This window comes from Polaribacter sp. AHE13PA (genome assembly GCF_019278505.1).
Classification (GTDB): Bacteria; Bacteroidota; Bacteroidia; order Flavobacteriales; family Flavobacteriaceae; genus Polaribacter.
On record NZ_CP058985.1, the window covers coordinates 3,343,420 to 3,362,665 of the forward strand.

The following is a 19,246-nucleotide window of genomic DNA, read 5'->3' on the forward strand; positions in this document are numbered from 1 at the left end:
TAAAAAACAGAAAAATGAAATTAACAAATAAGATTTTAACAATTATTACCTTGACAATAGGTATTACAAGCTGTAGTGAATTTTTAGAAGATGAAATTCAATATACTAGAGAGGAAGTAGTTACAACTTCAGGCTTGAAATCAAGAGGTATTATAGACGATATTTATACAGATTATTCATTCCGATATACTACAGATTTTTCAAATGAATATTTAACAGATAATGGTGTTGCAAACGATACGGAAACAATATTGGCAACTGGCTATTGGGGCCCAACTAATAATCCATATAATTATGTTTGGCAACAGTCTTACGATAATATTAGACAAATATATCAATACATAGATCTTGTTCATAATCAAGATTTACAAGTTTATCTATCTGAAGGAAATCAAATATTAAATGAAAGATTAATAGATAGATATTATGGTGAGGCACTTTTTTTAAAAGCATGGGCAGAATGGGAGTTACTTAAAGTATTTGGTGGCCCTTCTGAAAGCGGAGAAATGTTAGGATTTCCTATTGTAAATGGGATATTAGAAAATGAAGAATATGCAAGTTTGAGTAGAAATACTTATGATGAATGTGTAACTCAGATTATGGAAGATTTAGATATTGCCATTGCAAAGTTGCCTCTTGTATATGAAGGAGATGAAAATGCGAACCCTGCTTTTAGTGCAACAGAAACGGGTAGAGCAAGTGGTCTAGCGGCATATGCATTAAAAGCAAAAGTAGCATTATATGCTGCAAGTCCAGCTTTTAATCCATCTAACGACCTTTCTAAGTGGGAGCTAGCGGCAAGTTATGCGCAGGAGTTAATCGTTCAAAATGGAGGTTTAAGAAGCTTACAGTCTTTCGATTTTGATAATGAAACTAATTCAGATCATATTTGGAGAATGCGTAATGATAGAAATAATAACGCATTAGAAAAAAGTTTATATCCACCGTCTTTATTTGGATCAGGTTCGGTAAATCCATCTCAAAACTTAATTGATGCTTTTCCAGATGCTAATGGATATCCTATTGATAACGGTTTAAGTACGTATAACAATAAAGTTCCTTATGTTTCAAGAGACGAAAGATTTTATAAGTTTGTATTCTATAATGATGATCAATGTTTTGAATCTGCTGATTGTTCAGATTTTAATGCATTAGAAATTTATGAAGGTGGTATGGATTATTATGGAGGGTTTAATAATTCTTTAGGAACAAGAACAGGATATTATTTAAAAAAATATTTAAATAATTTAAACTTTGATCCATCAGTAACTACTGCTGTTACAACAACTTTACCTAAAGTATATGTTCAGTTAGAACTAAATGACATCTATTTAGGATATGCTGAAGCATTAAATGAAGCTTTTGGAGAACCAAGTATATTGCCTGCTGGGTTTAACTTTACAGCAAAAGAAGTTTTAGCTAAAATAAGACAAAGAGCAGGGTTGTCTACAGATCCATATTTAGATATTTCGGCTGCAAATCAGTCAGATTTTAGAAATTTATTAAAAAATGAGAGACGTATAGAATTGTGTTTTGCAGGTGAAAGGTTTCACGATTTAAGAAGATGGAAAGATATTGACAACATAGAAGACATTAAAGGAGTTAAGATTAGTAAAAATTCTGATGATACTTTTTCATTCGAAAACATCGATGTGGAAAGAAGAAATTATGAAGCTAAAAATTATTATCTTCCATTACCATACAGTGAATTATTGATAAATACTAATTTGAAACAAAACCAAGGTTGGTAATAAATTAAAAACAAAGATTATGAAGAAAAATATATTAAAATCTATAGCTAAACTATTAGTGCTTATTGTAGGATTAAGTATCACGTCATGTTATGATGATTTTGTTGAAAACGAATTTGATTTCACTTCAGTTTATTTACCACACGAACAAATTGACCGTAGTTTTATTATGGGAGAAGGAATGAGAATAGGTGTAGGTGCTGTATTAGGAGGAAGATTAGATAATACAGAAGATGTAGAAATAACTTTTTCATTAGATGATGATTTAGTAACAAATGCAGGTAAATCTGTATTACCTAGCAACTATTATGAATTGGTTGATAGTGAAGGAAATCCATCAAATAATAAAATTATTATTCCTGCTGGAGAAGTTCAAGGTTTTGTGTATGTAAAAGCAGATTCTATTAATTTCTTAGGAGATGCATTATCATTAGGAAATAATTATGCTTTAGGATTTACGTTAGAGAATGTTGTAAATGCAGATTCTATTTTAGTTGATACAGAGTCAACTAAATATAAGTCATCATTAATTACATTTACTTATATCAACCAATTATATGGTCATTATTTTCAAAAAGGTCAAGTTGTGAAAACGGAAGGTGCCTCAGAAGAGACAATTACTTACGTTGGTGACATTAATAATAATGAAAATGTAGAGTTAACTATGGTATCTCCTAATACTGTACAATGTAATGGTCTTGCTCTTTTAAGAGAGTCTGATAAAAAAATGAATCTTGTAATTGCAGATGATAACTCAATTACAATCGAGAGTATTGCTGGAGCAGTTGTTGTAACAGATAATGATGGTTCTTTTTATGATCCTGCTACACGTACAATAACACTTAATTATTCTTTTGAATCTAACGGAGCTACATATGTAGCAAATGATGTTTTAGAGTTCAGAAATAGAGAAGTTGATGGTGTAAACCAAATAGGTATATAGTTTTCTATCTAAAAATCATTAATAAACTTAAAAAAAGACCAATATCTATATTGGTCTTTTTTTGTACAATAAATTTGAGATTTACTTAAGGTAAAAGTGTTGTGTACTGCTAAATATTTGATTGAATTTTATGCATGGTCATAATCTTATTATAAAGTTTTAGACACTCGTTTAAATAACTTGATATAGGTAACTTATTGTTAAAAAGCCCTTAATTGTAACATTTTTACCCATAATGTTAGAAAATTAATGCTTAAAGAATAATTATGTTTGTTAAAAAAGTAACATTATTTTATTTACATTTTTTAGTTTATAAATAATATTACTATAATTTTTCAACTAATTATGAAAATTTCATTTTTTAGTAGAGACAAACCTTCACATGAAGGTGCCTTTTGCGAAAGGGTTAATTTTATGACAGAGCAATTCTAAAAAAGCAGCAATTTTAAGTGTTGTAGACATCAAAATTGAAGGTAAAATAAAGACGTATCCAAACCCTGTAAAAAAGGAAATACTCATAATATTTCAATTAGATTCAAATTTTAATTCAGAAAAAATTGAACCCCAAATAATAAACTATTTAGGGCAAGTAGTTGTAAAGAATACATTTTATCCAAATAGAGATTCTAACATAGTTTCTATAGAAACTCAAAATTTATAAACAGGGATTTATTTGCTAAAAATACGTGATCATAAAAGTTTAAAAAGGCTAAAATTTGTTGTTCAATAATTTATCAAAACAAAAAATCATGAAACAAACATTACAATTTATCTTTATATTTATTATTTCAAGTGCTAGTTTGTTAGGTCAAACCAAAGTAGTATCATTAGAAAACAATACTGGAATTATAGCAGATGACTTAGGATCTGTAACCCTTTGGGAGAATCAAATTGAAGGATACGGAGATGCTACACAAAGTAATACAGCTTTAGGTGGTGACAAATTATTCGAAACTTATCCAGGAAAAGTAAATGTAGGTTTTAGCAAAGATGGTTCTTTTCTTGAATTAGAAGGTTCAAATACGTCAATTTCAGACAATACATATAGTGTTTTTTATGCAGGTAAAGCTAATCCAGAAGGGAAGCCAGCATCCTTAATAGGGAATTATGATGTTCCTGGAAATTTTAACAGTTGCTCTGGAATTCGGTTTTTAAGATTAGCCGATGGTAGTATTGTTTTTGATTATGCAAAACCAAATTATGTTCGTGTCGTTTTAAACAATATACCCGGTGATGATTATTTCTTTTTTGGATTTACCATGGATGCTTCTGGAAATTATAAATATTTTGATAGTAGCGATCCATCAATAAAAACAGGAAAGATTAATGATACAATGGTTCCCAGTCAAGACGAAGACCTTAAATTGAATCTTTTTGAAGAAAGAGATGGAGGACATACCTATAATCATACAGAAGTTGTAGAAGTATCCATGTATGATGATGTGCTTAGTACTACTGATTTTCAAAATGAATACAATAGATTGGCTACTGATTATGCCGAACTTGTGATTACTGAATTTGAAGTTACCAATGTATTGCCTAATGATGAAAGTTTTCGAGAAGGTATTTCAAGAGATGCTCCAATTGTAGTAACGTTTGATCAAGCTATTGATGAAACTTCAGAATATCCGAAAATTTATATAAACAAAAGTGAAACTGAAACGGCTGGTAATTGGGTTTTATCACCTTCTAATGTTCTTACGTTTACACCTGCTGAAAGATGGCCAGCTAGATCATTAGTCACCCTAAAAATACAAGAAGGGCTTAGATCTACAGATAATGCTATTATTGGTTTAGCAAAACGAGATTCCTATGGTTTTATAGTAGATGCAGAGGAAACTTTTCCTATTGAAAGTTATGAGTTAGGAGAACCAATAGCTTTCATAGATTATATAGCTAGAACAGGAGAATCTATAGTGGGTCATAAATTAACAATGAAAATAACGACTCCTACTATAACTGAAAATACAACTGAAAAATTCCCTGTTCATATTTTTGTGCACGGTGGTGGTTGGGCTGGAGGAACAGCAGAAAGTTCTGGTGCTGATTATTCATTACATAAAGATTATTTAGCAAAAAGCTTAGGATTTGTAACTCTATCTATATCATATAGAACCGTAGGTGCTGGAGGTACTTTTTCTTATGGTTTAGAAGATGTATATACTGCTTACCAATGGGCTATAGACAATGCAGAAACTTATAATTTAGATATGACGAAGGTGTTTTTTAGTGGAGGTTCTGCAGGTACTCCTTTAGCAGCATTAGCCTCTCAGACATTACCTAACATTCTAGGGTATATTGGATTTAATGGAATTTATGATTTTGTGAATGATGCAGGGGATTTTGGTGCAGGAAATTGGTACAAGCAAGATGTACCTAGTGAAACTGAAAACTCTGCTATTTTTAATTTAAGTGACAATCCTCCTCCAACGATATTGATGCACGGTGATGCAGATAATACGATCTCACATAATCAAAGTATAAATTTTGCTGATGCTATAAATGCCAAAGGAGGTAATGCGAAAGCCGTCATATATCCAGGAGAAGTTCATGCATTTTTTAGTAGAGATAAAAAATACCATGAAGAGTGTTTTTATGAGATGGTTAATTTTATGACAGAACAACTTGAAAAAGCAGGATCTTTAAGTGTTGGTACTATAAAGAAAGAGGGTAATGGAATAATATATCCTAATCCTGTTAAAAAAGGAGATAATCTTCAATTAAAAGCAGGTTTTAATTCTGAAATAATTACAGCTAAAATTATAAATTATTTAGGTCAAACTGTATTGGAGACGTCGTTGTACCCAATAAATGGGACAAAGATATTTAGCATAGATACTAGTAATTTAAAACAAGGGATTTATTTTTTGAATACAATTGATAATCAAAACTTAAAAACTTTAAAATTCGTAATTCAGTAATTTAAGTTTAAAATAATTAAATAAAAACGATGAAAAATATTTTACATTTCATCCTTATATTCATTCTTTCAACATCGAGTTTGTTTAGTCAAACAAAAGTATTGTCTTTAGAGAATGCTAAAGGAATTGTAGCAGACAATTTAGGATCTGTAACCCTTTGGGAAAATCAAATTGAAGGATATGGTAATGCGATGCAAAGTGATACAAATCTTGGTGCAGAAGAATCACAAGAAACGTATCCAGGGAAAACCACGGTTCTTTTTAGTAAAGACGGTTCTTTTCTAGAGTTAGAAGGGTCTAGCACTTATGTTTCAGACAATAGTTATAGTGTTTTTTATGTTGGTAAAGCTGAAAACACAAACACAGGAAAACCAGCATCTTTATTAGGAAACTATGATATGAGTGGAGGATTTTCTAATTGTTACGGAATTAGATTTGTAAGATTACAAGATGGTAAGATTGGGTTTGATTATGCAAGACCAAATTATACTCGTGTAAATATTGGAGCTAATGAAATACCTGCAGATGCTTATTTCTTTTTTGGATTTTCAATAGATACTTCAGGAAATTATCAGTATTTCGATAGCACTTCTCCTATCGTAACTTCAGGTACTATTACTAACACGATGCGTACCAATGCTAATGAAGATCTTAAATTTAATATTTTTGAAGAAGTTGCAGGTACTCAAACCTATAACCATACAGAAGTCGTAGAATTAACAATGTATAATGAAGGTCTTAGTTCAACAGAGTTTCAGGATGAATACAATAGACTAGCTACAGAATATGCAGAGCTTGTGACAGCAGAATTCTCAATAACTGAGGTTTTACCTGAGAATCGTACCAATTTGCCACAAAATGGAGCTATACAAATATCGTTTAGTCAAGATGTAGAAGTAATAACTTCAAATTATCCTAAAGTTTATGTAAACAAAAGTACTATTGAAACTAGCGGTACTTGGACATTATCTCCGTCTAATATTCTTACTTTTTTACCAGATGTAAATTGGCCAGCTGGTGGATTTGTATCTGTTCAAATACAAGAAACTCTTAAATCTGTAGATGATATTGCAATTGGTTTAGAGCAAGGAGATTCATTTAGTTTTATTGTGGAAGCTGATCAAGTTTTTGAATTTGATAATACGATAGAACTGGAAGCAATAGCTACAGTAGATTTTCCTATAGTTGGTCATAAACTACCATTAAAGTTAACAACACCTATAATTGACGAAAATACAACTGAAAAATTCCCTGTACATATATGGGTACATGGAGGTGGTTGGTCTGGTGGTACACCAGAAACTTCTTTGGCTGCTAACTCTCCTCATAAAGATTATTTGGCAGAAAATTTAGGGATTGCAACATTGTCTATTTCTTATAGATGTTCTGGTTCTAGTGGTACTTTTTCTTTAGCCAGAGAGGATGTACAAAAGGCCTATGATTGGGCTTTAGCAAATGCCGATACGTACAATTTTGATATGACAAAAGTTTTTTTTAGTGGTGGATCTGCCGGTGCTCCATTAGCAGCAATAGCAGCAGAAGAAAATAATGCACTTGGATTTATTGGTTTTAACGGAATCTATGATTTTGTAAATGATGCAGGAGATTTTGGAACAAATAACAATTACAAACAAAACATTCCAAGTGAAGCGTTAAATTCACCTATCAATCTATTGACTAACACGCCAACTCCTACAATTTTAATGCATGGAGATGCTGATACAACTATAGATATTCGCCAAAGCACTCTGTTTACAGATGCTATAAACGCTAAAGGAGGAAGTGGAGAGACTGTTGTTTACCCAGGAGAAGTTCATGCTTTTTTTAACCCTGGAAAACCAGCTTTTGAAGATGTTTTAATAGAAATGGTTGGTTTTATAAACGCACAACTTGAAGAGGTAAACCAATTAAGTACTAATAATATTAACACCGTAAAAAATCAAGTGACAGTTTATCCTAATCCTGTTAAACAAGGAAAAAACATCACTATCCAATCTAATCTTTTTGACCACCAAAAAATAAACGTACAAATTGTAAATTATTTAGGTCAAACAGTCTTAAACACCCATTTATATACGAATTCAAATACAATTATTTTAGACCCAATAATGCTATCGGAAGGTAATTATATTTTAAAGTTGCTAAGTAATAGTGTTTTTCAAATACACAAAATAATTATTAATTAATCGATCTTAAATCAAAACTTATGAAAATAAAATTATTTTATTTAATGGTAATATTTTTTACTATTAACAACTTTGCACAAACCAATACTTGTGGGATAACTGTAGACAATACGTTTGATGATGGGACAACTTTATCTAATGGTTGGACTGAGTACAATACTTCTGGGCGAGTTACAGTGGAGTCGGGTAAATTAAAATTTAATCATAATACAGATATGCCTTCTGTTTATAAGACATTTACTCCAACCTCTGAAAATGCTACTTTCTCTTTTGATGTTTCTGCTACACGTTCGTCTGTAAATTGTCAAGTGCATTTAATCTCTTCTACAGGAAAACATTTATCAAGTATTGCTTTAGGTATTGGAGTCGCTAATATTAAATATGCAACATCAATAGAAAATGGAGTTCCTAGTGGTTTTGTAGCTGGAGACCCTGCTATAGGTTTTCCGTCTAATAAGAATTTTATAATATCCTCTAAAATTGACTTTACCTCAAAAGAAATTGATATTTATGTTAATGGAGAATTGATGACAGCAGAAATCCCTTTTTTAGAAGATGCGGAAGATATTGCTAAGATAGACATTCAATTACTTTTTATGTATGCTAATAATGGGCAATTTTATTTTGATAATATTTCTTTATTAGGAGGAGATGAAAATCGTATTTTATTAACAAGTAATGTAAATGCTGCAGAGGATTTATTGGCATCTGCACCTATAGGTACAATTTATAATCAATATCCACAATCTGCGGTTGATGTATTTCAACAAGCAATTGATGATGCTAATGCAATCATTTCTAATTGTGAAGCTACTTCGAATGATATTAACAATTCACTTTTAGCTATTCAAACGGCAGAAGAGGTTTTTGTGAATGCAAAAGTAAATGATCCTGTTCTTAAAATGTACAGCGGGTATGATTTTACAGGTGATGTAAACGAAGTTTATTGTGGTTATTACAATGGAGGTTTAGGTGCTTACGAAGATTGGGGAGTATCCTTTACCTTAGAAAAAGGATACATGGCTACTTTTGCACAAGATGTGAATGGCTTAGGTGTTAGTAAAATATATATTGCTCAGGATAATAATCTAGAAATCAATTTGCCTGCTGATTTACAGAATACGATTTCATTCATACGAGTGAGTCCTTGGTTTCCTGTAGGTAAAAAAGGGAGTTTAGGAAATGTAAAATGGACAACTGCTGATACTTATAATTCTTCGTGGTATTATAACTGGGGTTTAACGGCTCCACATTCAGAAGGAATCGAATTTGTTCCAATGTCTTGGAGTGGAGGTGACTCTAGAACATCACTTGATGTAATGGAAGAAGCTGGACAAAATATGTCTTTCAATCATCTTCTAGCCTTTAATGAACCTGATAACGAAGGTCAATCTAATATGACAGTTGCAGAAGCTTTAGAAGGGTATCCTAAACTGCTAGCTTCAGGACTTAGATTGGGTGCTCCTGGAGTAGAAAACGTACAATATAGTGCAACAAGTGATTCTTTTAATGATAGTGCTTGGATTCAAGAATTTATGGACGGATGTGTGGAACTTGGTTACCGTGTTGATTTTATTCCAGCACATGATTATGTACGCCGTTCGAAGTCTACCTTTATAGAGCGTTTCAAAGCCTTACATGATCGCTATAACCTTCCGGTATGGGTAACAGAATACAATTATGGAAACCCAAATATGGGATCTGCAAATCTTACAGTAGAACAAGGATATAATAATATAAAAGGCTTAACAGAAATTTTAGAAGAGTCAGATTTTATTGAGCGTTACAATTGGTATTATTTCTTTGGAGCAAATACGGGTATTGGTGGTATGACCGATGGAGAATTGAATATTACTGGACAATTCTATAGAGATTTAGAATCGCAAAATCCTTCTTATGTTCAACAAGTGTATGAGCAAGGAGTACAATTATCGGTTACAGATAATTCAACTTTATCAAATGTTTTAATGTTTCCAACCGTAATAACAGATGGTTTTTTTAAGCTAAGATATTCAGAAGAAATTAAAGATAGTACCATACATATTTATTCTACTGTTGGTCAATTGGTAAAAACAATAGTTGGCTTAAAATCAGAAATTGATGTAAAAACACTTTCTAGCGGACTGTATATTGTTAAAATAGAATCTCATTTAGGAAACTTTACTAAAAAGATTATCATACAATAACTGCGTTTTTATTATCAATAAAAAAGAATACTAAACTTAAAATTTAAAGAAATGAAATTAAAATTCTTATATACAATTGCTTTTCTTTTTGCGATGCAAACATTTTCGCAAACAGCTACTTGTGGTAGTGTGGTAGATGATACTTTTGAAGAGGGAACTGCCCAATCTATTGGTTGGACAGAGTACAATACAACCGGACGTGTAACGGTTACAGATGGTAAATTAAAGTTTAATCACAATACAACAATGCCTTCTGCGTATAGAACTTTTACGCCTACATCTGGTAATTCTTCTTTTTCTTTTGATGTGTCTGCTTCACGTAATTCTGTGAATTGTCAAATACATTTAATTTCATCTACAGGTAAGTATTTATCTAGTGTTGCAATAGGTATTGGAGCAGCCAATATAAAGCATGCAACTTCAATAGAAAATGGAGTTCCTAGCGGTTTTGTAGCTAGTGAGCCTGCAATAGGTTTTCCTACAAATACCGTTTTTACAATTTCTACTCAAATTGATTTTGCTTCAAAAAAAGTAGATTTTTATAGTAATGGAGAATTGATGACAGCTGGTGTGCCTTTTTTAGAAGAAGCAGAAGACATTGCTAAAATTGATATTCAATTGCTTTTTATGTATGCTAATAATGGGCAATTTTATTTCGATAATATATCTTTATTAACCGGAGAAGAAAATCGTTTGCTTTTAACAAGTAATATAACCTCTGCAGAAAATTTAGTGAATTCAGTAACTATAGGTGATACATATAATCAATATCCACAGGCTGCTTATGATGATTTTCAGTTAGCAATCACAAACGCAAATACAGTACTTGTTAATTGTGATGCAGCTTCAAATGCAATAGATGCATCACTTTTAGAGCTTCAGGCAGCTCAAGACCTTTTTGAAACTACAAGAATAAATGATCCTGTTCTTAAAATTTACAATGCCTATAATTTTGTTGGTGAAGCGCACGAAATGTATTGTGGGTATTACAACGGAACTTTAGGAGATTATGATGATTGGGCTGTTTCATTTACCTTAGATAAAGGTTATATGGTAACGTTTGCAGAAAATGTAAACGGTACAGGAGCTAGTAAAGTTTATGTAGCTGCAGAGAGTGATTTAAAAATTAACCTAACTGATGATTTAAAAAGTAAAACCTCATTTATACGTGTTTCTCCTTGGTTTGATATCCATAAGAAAGGAATGGCTGGTAAAGGTGCAGATGTTATTCAAGAGTTTGAGAACTCATGGCATTATAACTGGAGTACTTCTGGTGCTGATGTAGGGGATGCTAAATTTGTACCAAACCAATGGGCTGGAGGTTCTGTTGCAAATGCAATTAGTTTAGGTAACAGAATGGATATTGCGCATTATATGGCTTTTAACGAACCTGATGGTGCTGACCAAGCAAATATGACGGTAGACAAAGCCATTGAAAAATATGAAGATATGTTGGCATCTGGTTTGCGTTTAGGGTCTCCTGCAAATAAAGACAATGCAAAAGGTGGTGTTTGGCGAGATGAATTTATGACCAAGGCTGAAGCAGCAGGATTACGTGTAGATTATATGGTTGTACACTATTATAAGAAAACATCTCCAACAAGTTTTTACAATTGGTTAAAAGCAATTCATGATGAATGGCAACGCCCTATTTGGATTAAAGAGTTTAATTATGGGGCAACTTGGACTGCTCAACCAACTTCTAACGAAGCAGCAGGAGATGGATTAAAGTCGTACATTAATATGTTAGATGATGCGAGCTTTGTAGAACGTTATTCTGTATTTACTTGGCAGCCAGACAAACCAGTGTACTCTTTAATGAGTGTGCGTAATCCGGTAACTTTAAGTAGCTCAGGAATTATGTATAGAGATCATCAATCTCCAATTGCGTATACACAAGAAGAGTATGAGCAAGGTGTACCATTATCTGTGGATGATAATTCGGCTTTATCTAAATTTTCAGTATTTCCAACGGTAATAACCAGTGGTATTTTTAACTGGTCAGTTTCAGAAGAGGTTGATAAAAGTAATATCAATTTAACTATTTACAATATAGCAGGACAATTAGTTAAAGAAGTTCAGGGTCCAAATTCTGAAGTAAATGTGAGTAAGCTTTCTAGTGGTTTGTATTTTGTGAAAATCAATTCTGATTTAGGGAGTGTTATCAAGAAAATTATTAAGAATTAATTAAAAAAACAAATATCTTGATTATTATTAATAGAGTGAAACTAGACAGCATATTCAGAAGAAACCACAACTTTAATGTGAAAACAGTGGTTCTTTTATTCATATTAGCAGTAAATCTTAGCACCTTTGGTCAATCCATTTATACCAATGATATGGATTATGTTCTAGGTGATTGCAAGCAACGTTTTATTACGGGAGCAGTTGCAACACAAGAACAAGCAGATAATTTGCTAAAAGGTTTTAAGGCTATGAAAGTTAATGGAATTCGTATTCCTATTTTTCCGAGAGATGCAAATACTGGAGTGAGCCTTAATCCTCATCCAACCATCATGAAGTATTTTTACGAACAGGCTTTAGTTGCTGGATTTCATGTTTTTGCGAATCCTGCTCAAGGTGGTGGAGGTATTAGAATAGCAAATCATTCGCTTTCTAACACAAGTTCTGTAAAAGGTATACAAGCAGCAACAGATGAATTGGTGAATAGAATTATAGAGTTCTCAAATGAATATCCAGGCCTTAAATGGTTAAACCCTTTTAATGAAGATGGAAGAACAAATACAGTTTGGAGCATAAGTCAAATTAATGAAATCTATAAACGTTTATATGATCATGGTGTTAATGGAGCAGAATTAATTGGCCCATGTACCTGGGGACTTCCTGCAGGAATTGATATGTTAAAAAACACGGATATTACAAAGTATATTACGGTTGCATCTTCTCATAATTTAGGACATAACGATGGACAATGGTCAACTTTTAAAGCTTTAGCTGAAGCAAAGAACTTGCCAGTTTGGGATTCAGAAGCCAATAATGATCCTGGTAATACAGATACAAACAAAGTAGAGGCTGCTCTAGAAAATAAGGTAGATGGCTTAGTGGTATACAACTCCGGAAACAATATAGATCTAAACACAGGTGCTATAAACGGTACCAATGTTTATTATATGTCTGTGTATCTAAAACAAAGAGAGAGTATTGCTGTAAATGGTACTGCTACACAGTCAGAAACTACAGCTCCTCAATGGTATGTAGAAGCTTCTCGTGCAATTGATGGCAACGTGAATGGTCATTGGTCAGGTGGTAATGGGTCCGTTACTCATACAGCTGGTGTTAATCCTTGGTGGCAAGTTGATCTTGGTTCAAATAAAAATATAGAAGAAATTAAGATATACAATAGAACAGATGCCAATCCACAAAACCTATCTAATTTCACAGTAACAGTTACAAATACTAGTGGTAGAACAGTATTTTCTAAAACATATGCAGATTATCCAAACCCCTTTTTAGTAATTGAAACAGGAGATATAAGTGGTCGTATTGTCAAAGTACAAAAAAATGATATAGGCACATTAACTTTAGCAGAGGTGCTCATTTTTGCAACAAGTCAACCTTTGTCTATTAATATTTACGATGAAATTAAAGTTAGTGTTTTTCCAAATCCAACTACAGACAAATTAATAATATCTATACCTAATAACGTCTTAAAAAGATATACTTTATATAACCTAAGTGGACAAATGATTTCTACAAATAACACAAATACAAAAGAGGTTGAAATAAATGTAAGTAAACTATCAATGGGTATATATTTCCTAAAAATGGAAGGTGATAAGTTTTATGGAATACATAAGATAATAAAAAAATAAACCGTTTTATATTTCTTTAAATATAACAGCATCTAGATTTACTTTAGATGCTGTTTTTTATTTAAAACTAAACATAATCAGGAACACTCACTCTTATATTTATAACAATACATCTTTTTTCTCTTACAGTTAATAAACTGCAACATAATCACTCCTTAACTGAGAATTTAAAAGCGTAAAAAAAATATATTTTTGTGGCTCACACGATTATAAATAATAACAAATGAATACAAAAAACTACTTTCTAAAGACACTATTTTTAACTTTAATTATTTATTGTATCAACACAAGTGTGTATAGTCAAACAACTATTTATACCAATGATATGGATTATGTAATAGGTGACACAAAACAGGCTTTTATAACAGGTGCAATTACTACAGAAACACAAGCAGACAATCTACTTAAAGGATTTAAAAATTTAAAAGTAAATGGTATACGTATTCCTATTTTCCCAAGGGATGAGGATACAGGGGTGAGTCTTAATCCTGAGCCTGAGATGATGAAATATTTTTATGAACAAGCATTAGCACAAGGGTTTCTTATTTTTGCGAACCCAGCGCAAGGTGGTGGAGGGGCACGAATAGCAAACAATGATCTTTCCGAAGAAGGAGGGGTAAATGGTGTTCAAGCTGCAACAGATGAATTAATTGCTAGAATGTTAGAGTTTTCCGCAGAATACCCAAACTGTAAATGGCTTAATCCTTTTAATGAAGATGGTAGAGCTACTAGTAGTACTTGGAGTGTAGATCAATATCATACTATCTATGCTGCACTATACAACAATGTAAACGGAGCAGAATTGGTGGGACCCTGTACTTGGGGGTTAGGTGCAGGAATAGACATGCTTCAAAACACAAATATATCTGACTACATTACAGTAGCAACGTCTCATAATTTAGGATTTGAGCATGGGAAATGGCCTACTTTTATAAATTTAGCGAAAGCAGATGATTTACCTGTTTGGGATTCTGAAGTGAATCATAGTGATAAATATGGAACAGGAACTCGTTTAGAAAAAGCTATAGAAAATAAAGTAGATGGATTGGTGTTGTATGATATATGGAAAAATATTAGCTTAACTGATGGGTATATCAATAGTGGTGGACAAGATATGATGATTTTATATTTAAAAGATTACACTATTCCTGTTGGTATTGCTGTAGATGGTGTTGCTACACAATCAGAAACTACAACTCCTCAATGGTACGTAGAAGCCTCAGTTGCAATTGATGGTAACACCAACGGCCATTGGTCTGGCGGTAATGGGTCTGTTACTCATACATCCGGTGAAAATCCTTGGTGGCAGGTTGACCTTGGTTCTGATAAAAAAATAGGAGAAATCATTATACATAATAGGACAGATGCCAATCCACAAAATCTATCTAATTTTACTGTAACAGTTACAAATACTATTGGTAGTAAGGTATTTACTAAAACATATGCAGATTATCCAGATCCACGTTTAATAATTGAAACGGGTACCATAAGTGGTGGTGTTGTTAAAGTACAAAAAAATGATACAGGTACATTAACTTTAGCAGAAGTACAAGTTTTTGCTCCAGATGAAAGTTTATCTACAGAAATATTTGATAATATTAATGTTAAAATTTATCCAAACCCGGTTGCTGATGTTTTTACCATATCTGCAGCTGTTTCTACATTTAATCAATATGAAGTTTATAATATAAACGGACAGCGAATTTTAAGTGATAGTGTTCCTAGTAATACTAGAGAAATTGAAGTTAATTTAACCAATTTTTCAAGAGGTATTTATATGATAAAATTAAACGGTGCTCAATTTTCTAAAACATATAAGATCGTTAAAGAGTAATTAAAACATATATTTATATTAGTTAAACAGCATCTTTTAAAGGTGCTGTTTTTTTATGTGTAAAAAGATAATATTAGATTTTAATGGTATTTTTTTTCTACTATAGTAATTCTTTAACTTACAAAAAGACCTTTAAATTGCTATCCTCTAAAATAGTGGGGCTTAGGTTTTATTAAATTAACGATGTTTTGAGTGGCATGCAACATTTATATACCTCAAATGAGAAGCATGTTATTTATAAAGTAATTAGTTTTGCTTTAGTGTTGTTTTCTGGGGGAAATAGTAAAAAGAGGTTCATTATGTTTTTAAAAGGAGCTCTAATGTTGCAATAAAAATAAAATGTGCTATAAGAATATTTTATTTTTTTTGAATAAAAAAACTATTCTTTAGCAAGTAGCCAATTAAAAACCATTTCTTATTTTAAATTATATATTTCTAATGAAGATGATAAGATTTATTTTTATTTTACTATTACTTACTTCTTGTAAGTTTACTAAAAATGTAAATACAAAAAATAGTATAACTAAAAATACTAGGCCTAATATCATTTATATTCTGGCAGATGATTTAGGGTATGCAGATATAGGTCCTTATGGGCAGAATAAAATTAAAACCCCCAATTTAGATAAAATGGCTAAGGAAGGAATGATTTTTACCAATCATTATTCTGGATCTACAGTATGTATGCCATCTCGAGCAAGTTTGCTAACCGGTTATGATCAAGGACATGCAACAGTAAGAGGAAACCCAGTTTGGACCAATAGTGGAAATCCTGTCAATTTAAAAAGACATGAAAAAACCGTTGCTAATGAACTTAAAAAAGTTGGTTATAAAACTGCTGTTATTGGTAAATGGGGATTGTCTGAAGGTAACAACGATGGTAATTTTCCATCAGAACATGGTTTCGATTATTTTTTAGGATATAAAAAACATGGTCAGGCACACCATTATTATGCAGATACCCTGTATTTAAATAATGATCCTTATATTCTTAAAGGAAACAAACCTTTGTTAAAACAAGGTAAATACACACATGATGTTTTTGTAAACGAAGCACTTAGTTATGTAGAGAGAGAAAAAGATAATCCATTTTTTCTTTATATGGCATTAACATTACCACATTTAGAGATAACGGTTCCAGAAGATTCTAAGAAACAATATTTGGATTTAGGATGGCCAAAACGTAAAATGAATACCAAAGGGCATTATAAAAATGATCCAGAGGGAAACACAACGTATGCAGGTATGGTTTCTCGTATGGATAGAGATATTGGTAAATTATTAGAGAAGTTAAAAGAATTAGGGATTGATGATAATACCATTGTTTTCTTTTCTAGTGATAATGGTCCTGAGTTTGAAAAAAGAGACAAATTTTTTAATAGCAATGGAGATTTAAGAGGCGGTAAACGTGAGTTATATGAAGGAGGAATTAGAGTTCCTTTAATTGCTAGATACCCAGGAAAAATTGCAGCTGCCACTAAAAGTGAACATATTTCTGCTTTTTGGGATTTTTTACCAACAGTTTGTGATTTAGCAGGTGTTACTCCAGAAAATAAAGACATCAACGGAATTTCTTTTGCTCCTGAGTTATTAGGGAGAACAAAAGATCAAACAAAACATGAATATTTATATTGGGAGTTTAATGAGCGCCAAGGTCCTATACAAGCCATTAGGCAAGGCGATTGGAAAATGGTTTGGCTATTAGAAAAAGAACCAGAATTATATAATCTGTCATCAGATATTGGAGAACAAAATAATCTTGCAAAACAATATCCAGAAAAGTTGAATGAAATGCTTTCAATTTTAAAAAATGTGAGAACAGAAAGCGCAGAATTTCCTTTAGAAACAAGAGCATTAGCATTAAAAAAAAGAAAATAATTTTTTAAAATTAAATATAAAATGAATAAGTATAGCTGTCATTTAATAGTATTATCTCTATTAATTTTTTCTGCTTGTAGTAGTTCTAATGTAAAAACAAAAGACGAAAAAGTAGTTTCTAAAAAACCAAATATCATTTACATTCTTGCTGATGATTTAGGGTATGGAGATGTGAGTAGTTTTAATCCAGAGAGTAAAATACCAACTGTAAATTTAGATAAAATGGCGTCTAATGGCGTAATGTTTACAGATGCACATACCTCTTCTGCTGTTTGTACACCAACAAGATATGGTATTTTAACAGGTCGTTATAATTGGAGAAGTAGCTTAAAAAGTGGAGTTTTAGGTGGGTATTCAAAATCATTAATTACACCAAACAGAACAACAGTTGCAGATGTGCTAAAAAACCAAGGCTATAAGACTGCTTATATTGGTAAATGGCACATGGGGTGGGATTGGACTTTTAATGGAGAACAAAAAGAAACCATCAATAATTTGCATACAATACAAGATGTAGATTATACAAAACCTATTAAGAATGGTCCATCTACGCATGGTTTCGATTATTCGTTTGGTTTCTGTGGTTCTCTAGATATGCCGCCTTATGTATATGTAGAAAATGACATGCCAACCATGGTACCTACAAAAACCACCCAAAATAAAGATTCTAAGGGAGTGTGGAGAAAAGGACCAACTTCAGATGATTTTGTACATCAAACAGTATTACAAGATTTAACAGATAGAGCTATTAATTATATAGGAGATAATGCAAGTGGAGATAAACCTTTCTTTTTGTATTTGCCTTTACCAGCACCTCATACACCAATTTTACCTTCGGATGAATTTTTAGGTAAAAGTAAAACGAATGAGTATGGCGATTTTGTATTGCAGGTAGATGATGTGGTTGGTCAAATTAGAGAAAAACTAAAAGCAATGGGTATTTCAGAAAATACCTTGTTGGTTTTTACAAGTGATAATGGATGCTCGCCAAAAGCAGATTTTAAAGAATTAGAAAAGTTTAATCACGATCCTAGTTATGTGTTTAGAGGTATGAAAGCAGATATTTATGAAGGAGGGCATCATGTACCTTTTATTATAGAATGGCCTAACCAAGCATTAAAGAATGTAAGTACAGATAGGACAATTGGTACAACAGACTTTTTTGCAACTTGTGCAGATATTGCTGGTTATAAAATTAAAGATACAGAAGGTGAAGATAGTTACAGTATGTTACCATTATTAACCAATAAAGAGACAAAAGAAATAAGAGAATATATTGTGTATCATTCTATAGATGGTTCATTTGCCATAAAACATGGAGATTTTAAACTGTGTTTAACGCAGGGTTCTGCTGGGTGGAGTTACCCAAAACCACAAGAGATAAAAAAGAAAAAATTAGATTTACCTGAAATGCAATTGTTTAATATCAAAGAAGATGTTTCAGAAACTAAAAACCTAATTGCAAGTTATCCTAAAAAAGCAGCAGAATTAAAAGCAGCTTTAAAGAAAATTATTTTAGAAGGAAGAAGTACTGAAGGAGTTGTTCAAACAAATGAAGGTATGGACCACTGGAAACAGATAGAAGCAATTATTAATTAATAATTGTAAGTGGATTATTGTTTTTTTGATAAACAATTTTAATTTCGAAATTATGGTATATAATTAGATTTAAAAAACGTAATAGTTAACTATGTGTAAAATACTATTGAGTATT

10 protein-coding genes are annotated in these 19,246 nt (G+C 31.8%); all 10 read left to right on the top strand.

The features are described from left to right. Nucleotides 1-14 precede the first annotated feature (14 nt). The 10 genes from H0I28_RS14415 to H0I28_RS14460 all read left to right on the top strand — a co-directional run bounded on the left by H0I28_RS14415 (nucleotide 15) and on the right by H0I28_RS14460 (nucleotide 19,131). Nucleotides 15-1,751, top strand: coding sequence for a RagB/SusD family nutrient uptake outer membrane protein (locus H0I28_RS14415; RefSeq protein WP_218759523.1), 1,737 nt, complete (start codon nucleotides 15-17; stop codon nucleotides 1,749-1,751). A 19-nt stretch (nucleotides 1,752-1,770) separates the two neighbouring features. After that, the gene (locus H0I28_RS14420) at nucleotides 1,771-2,694 is read left to right on the top strand and encodes a DUF1735 domain-containing protein (protein ID WP_218732138.1); all 924 of its coding nucleotides are present in this window, start codon (nucleotides 1,771-1,773) and stop codon (nucleotides 2,692-2,694) included. Nucleotides 2,695-3,443: 749 nt separating this feature from the next. Continuing rightward, complete coding sequence (locus H0I28_RS14425) at nucleotides 3,444-5,615, top strand: alpha/beta hydrolase fold domain-containing protein (RefSeq protein ID WP_218759524.1); 2,172 nt, start codon at nucleotides 3,444-3,446, stop codon at nucleotides 5,613-5,615. Between the two features lie 29 nt (nucleotides 5,616-5,644). Continuing rightward, complete coding sequence (locus H0I28_RS14430) at nucleotides 5,645-7,801, top strand: alpha/beta hydrolase fold domain-containing protein (protein WP_218759525.1); 2,157 nt, start codon at nucleotides 5,645-5,647, stop codon at nucleotides 7,799-7,801. Nucleotides 7,802-7,821: 20 nt separating this feature from the next. Beyond that, nucleotides 7,822-9,987, top strand: coding sequence for a glycosyl hydrolase (locus H0I28_RS14435; RefSeq protein WP_218759526.1), 2,166 nt, complete (start codon nucleotides 7,822-7,824; stop codon nucleotides 9,985-9,987). A gap of 51 nt (nucleotides 9,988-10,038) precedes the next feature. Further along, complete coding sequence (locus tag H0I28_RS14440) at nucleotides 10,039-12,174, top strand: glycosyl hydrolase (protein ID WP_218759527.1); 2,136 nt, start codon at nucleotides 10,039-10,041, stop codon at nucleotides 12,172-12,174. A 17-nt stretch (nucleotides 12,175-12,191) separates the two neighbouring features. Beyond that, the gene (locus H0I28_RS14445) at nucleotides 12,192-13,820 is read left to right on the top strand and encodes a T9SS type A sorting domain-containing protein (protein ID WP_218759528.1); all 1,629 of its coding nucleotides are present in this window, start codon (nucleotides 12,192-12,194) and stop codon (nucleotides 13,818-13,820) included. 223 nt (nucleotides 13,821-14,043) lie between these two features. Next, complete coding sequence (locus H0I28_RS14450; protein ID WP_218759529.1) at nucleotides 14,044-15,654, top strand: T9SS type A sorting domain-containing protein; 1,611 nt, start codon at nucleotides 14,044-14,046, stop codon at nucleotides 15,652-15,654. Nucleotides 15,655-16,092: 438 nt separating this feature from the next. Then, nucleotides 16,093-17,532: an arylsulfatase gene (locus tag H0I28_RS14455; protein WP_218759530.1), complete on the top strand. Its 1,440-nt coding sequence runs from the start codon at nucleotides 16,093-16,095 to the stop codon at nucleotides 17,530-17,532. A 21-nt stretch (nucleotides 17,533-17,553) separates the two neighbouring features. Further along, a complete protein-coding gene (locus H0I28_RS14460) occupies nucleotides 17,554-19,131 on the top strand; it encodes an arylsulfatase (protein ID WP_218759531.1) in 1,578 nt (525 codons plus the stop codon). The last annotated feature ends 115 nt before the right edge of the window (nucleotides 19,132-19,246 follow it).

Coding starts and splice junctions, on each gene's coding strand:
- H0I28_RS14440 (WP_218759527.1), top strand. CDS start 10,039: ATGAAATTAAAATTCTTATATACAATTGCTTTTCTTTTTGCGATGCAA.
- H0I28_RS14450 (WP_218759529.1), top strand. CDS start 14,044: ATGAATACAAAAAACTACTTTCTAAAGACACTATTTTTAACTTTAATT.
- H0I28_RS14430 (WP_218759525.1), top strand. CDS start 5,645: ATGAAAAATATTTTACATTTCATCCTTATATTCATTCTTTCAACATCG.
- H0I28_RS14460 (WP_218759531.1), top strand. CDS start 17,554: ATGAATAAGTATAGCTGTCATTTAATAGTATTATCTCTATTAATTTTT.
- H0I28_RS14435 (WP_218759526.1), top strand. CDS start 7,822: ATGAAAATAAAATTATTTTATTTAATGGTAATATTTTTTACTATTAAC.
- H0I28_RS14420 (WP_218732138.1), top strand. CDS start 1,771: ATGAAGAAAAATATATTAAAATCTATAGCTAAACTATTAGTGCTTATT.
- H0I28_RS14455 (WP_218759530.1), top strand. CDS start 16,093: ATGAAGATGATAAGATTTATTTTTATTTTACTATTACTTACTTCTTGT.
- H0I28_RS14415 (WP_218759523.1), top strand. CDS start 15: ATGAAATTAACAAATAAGATTTTAACAATTATTACCTTGACAATAGGT.
- H0I28_RS14425 (WP_218759524.1), top strand. CDS start 3,444: ATGAAACAAACATTACAATTTATCTTTATATTTATTATTTCAAGTGCT.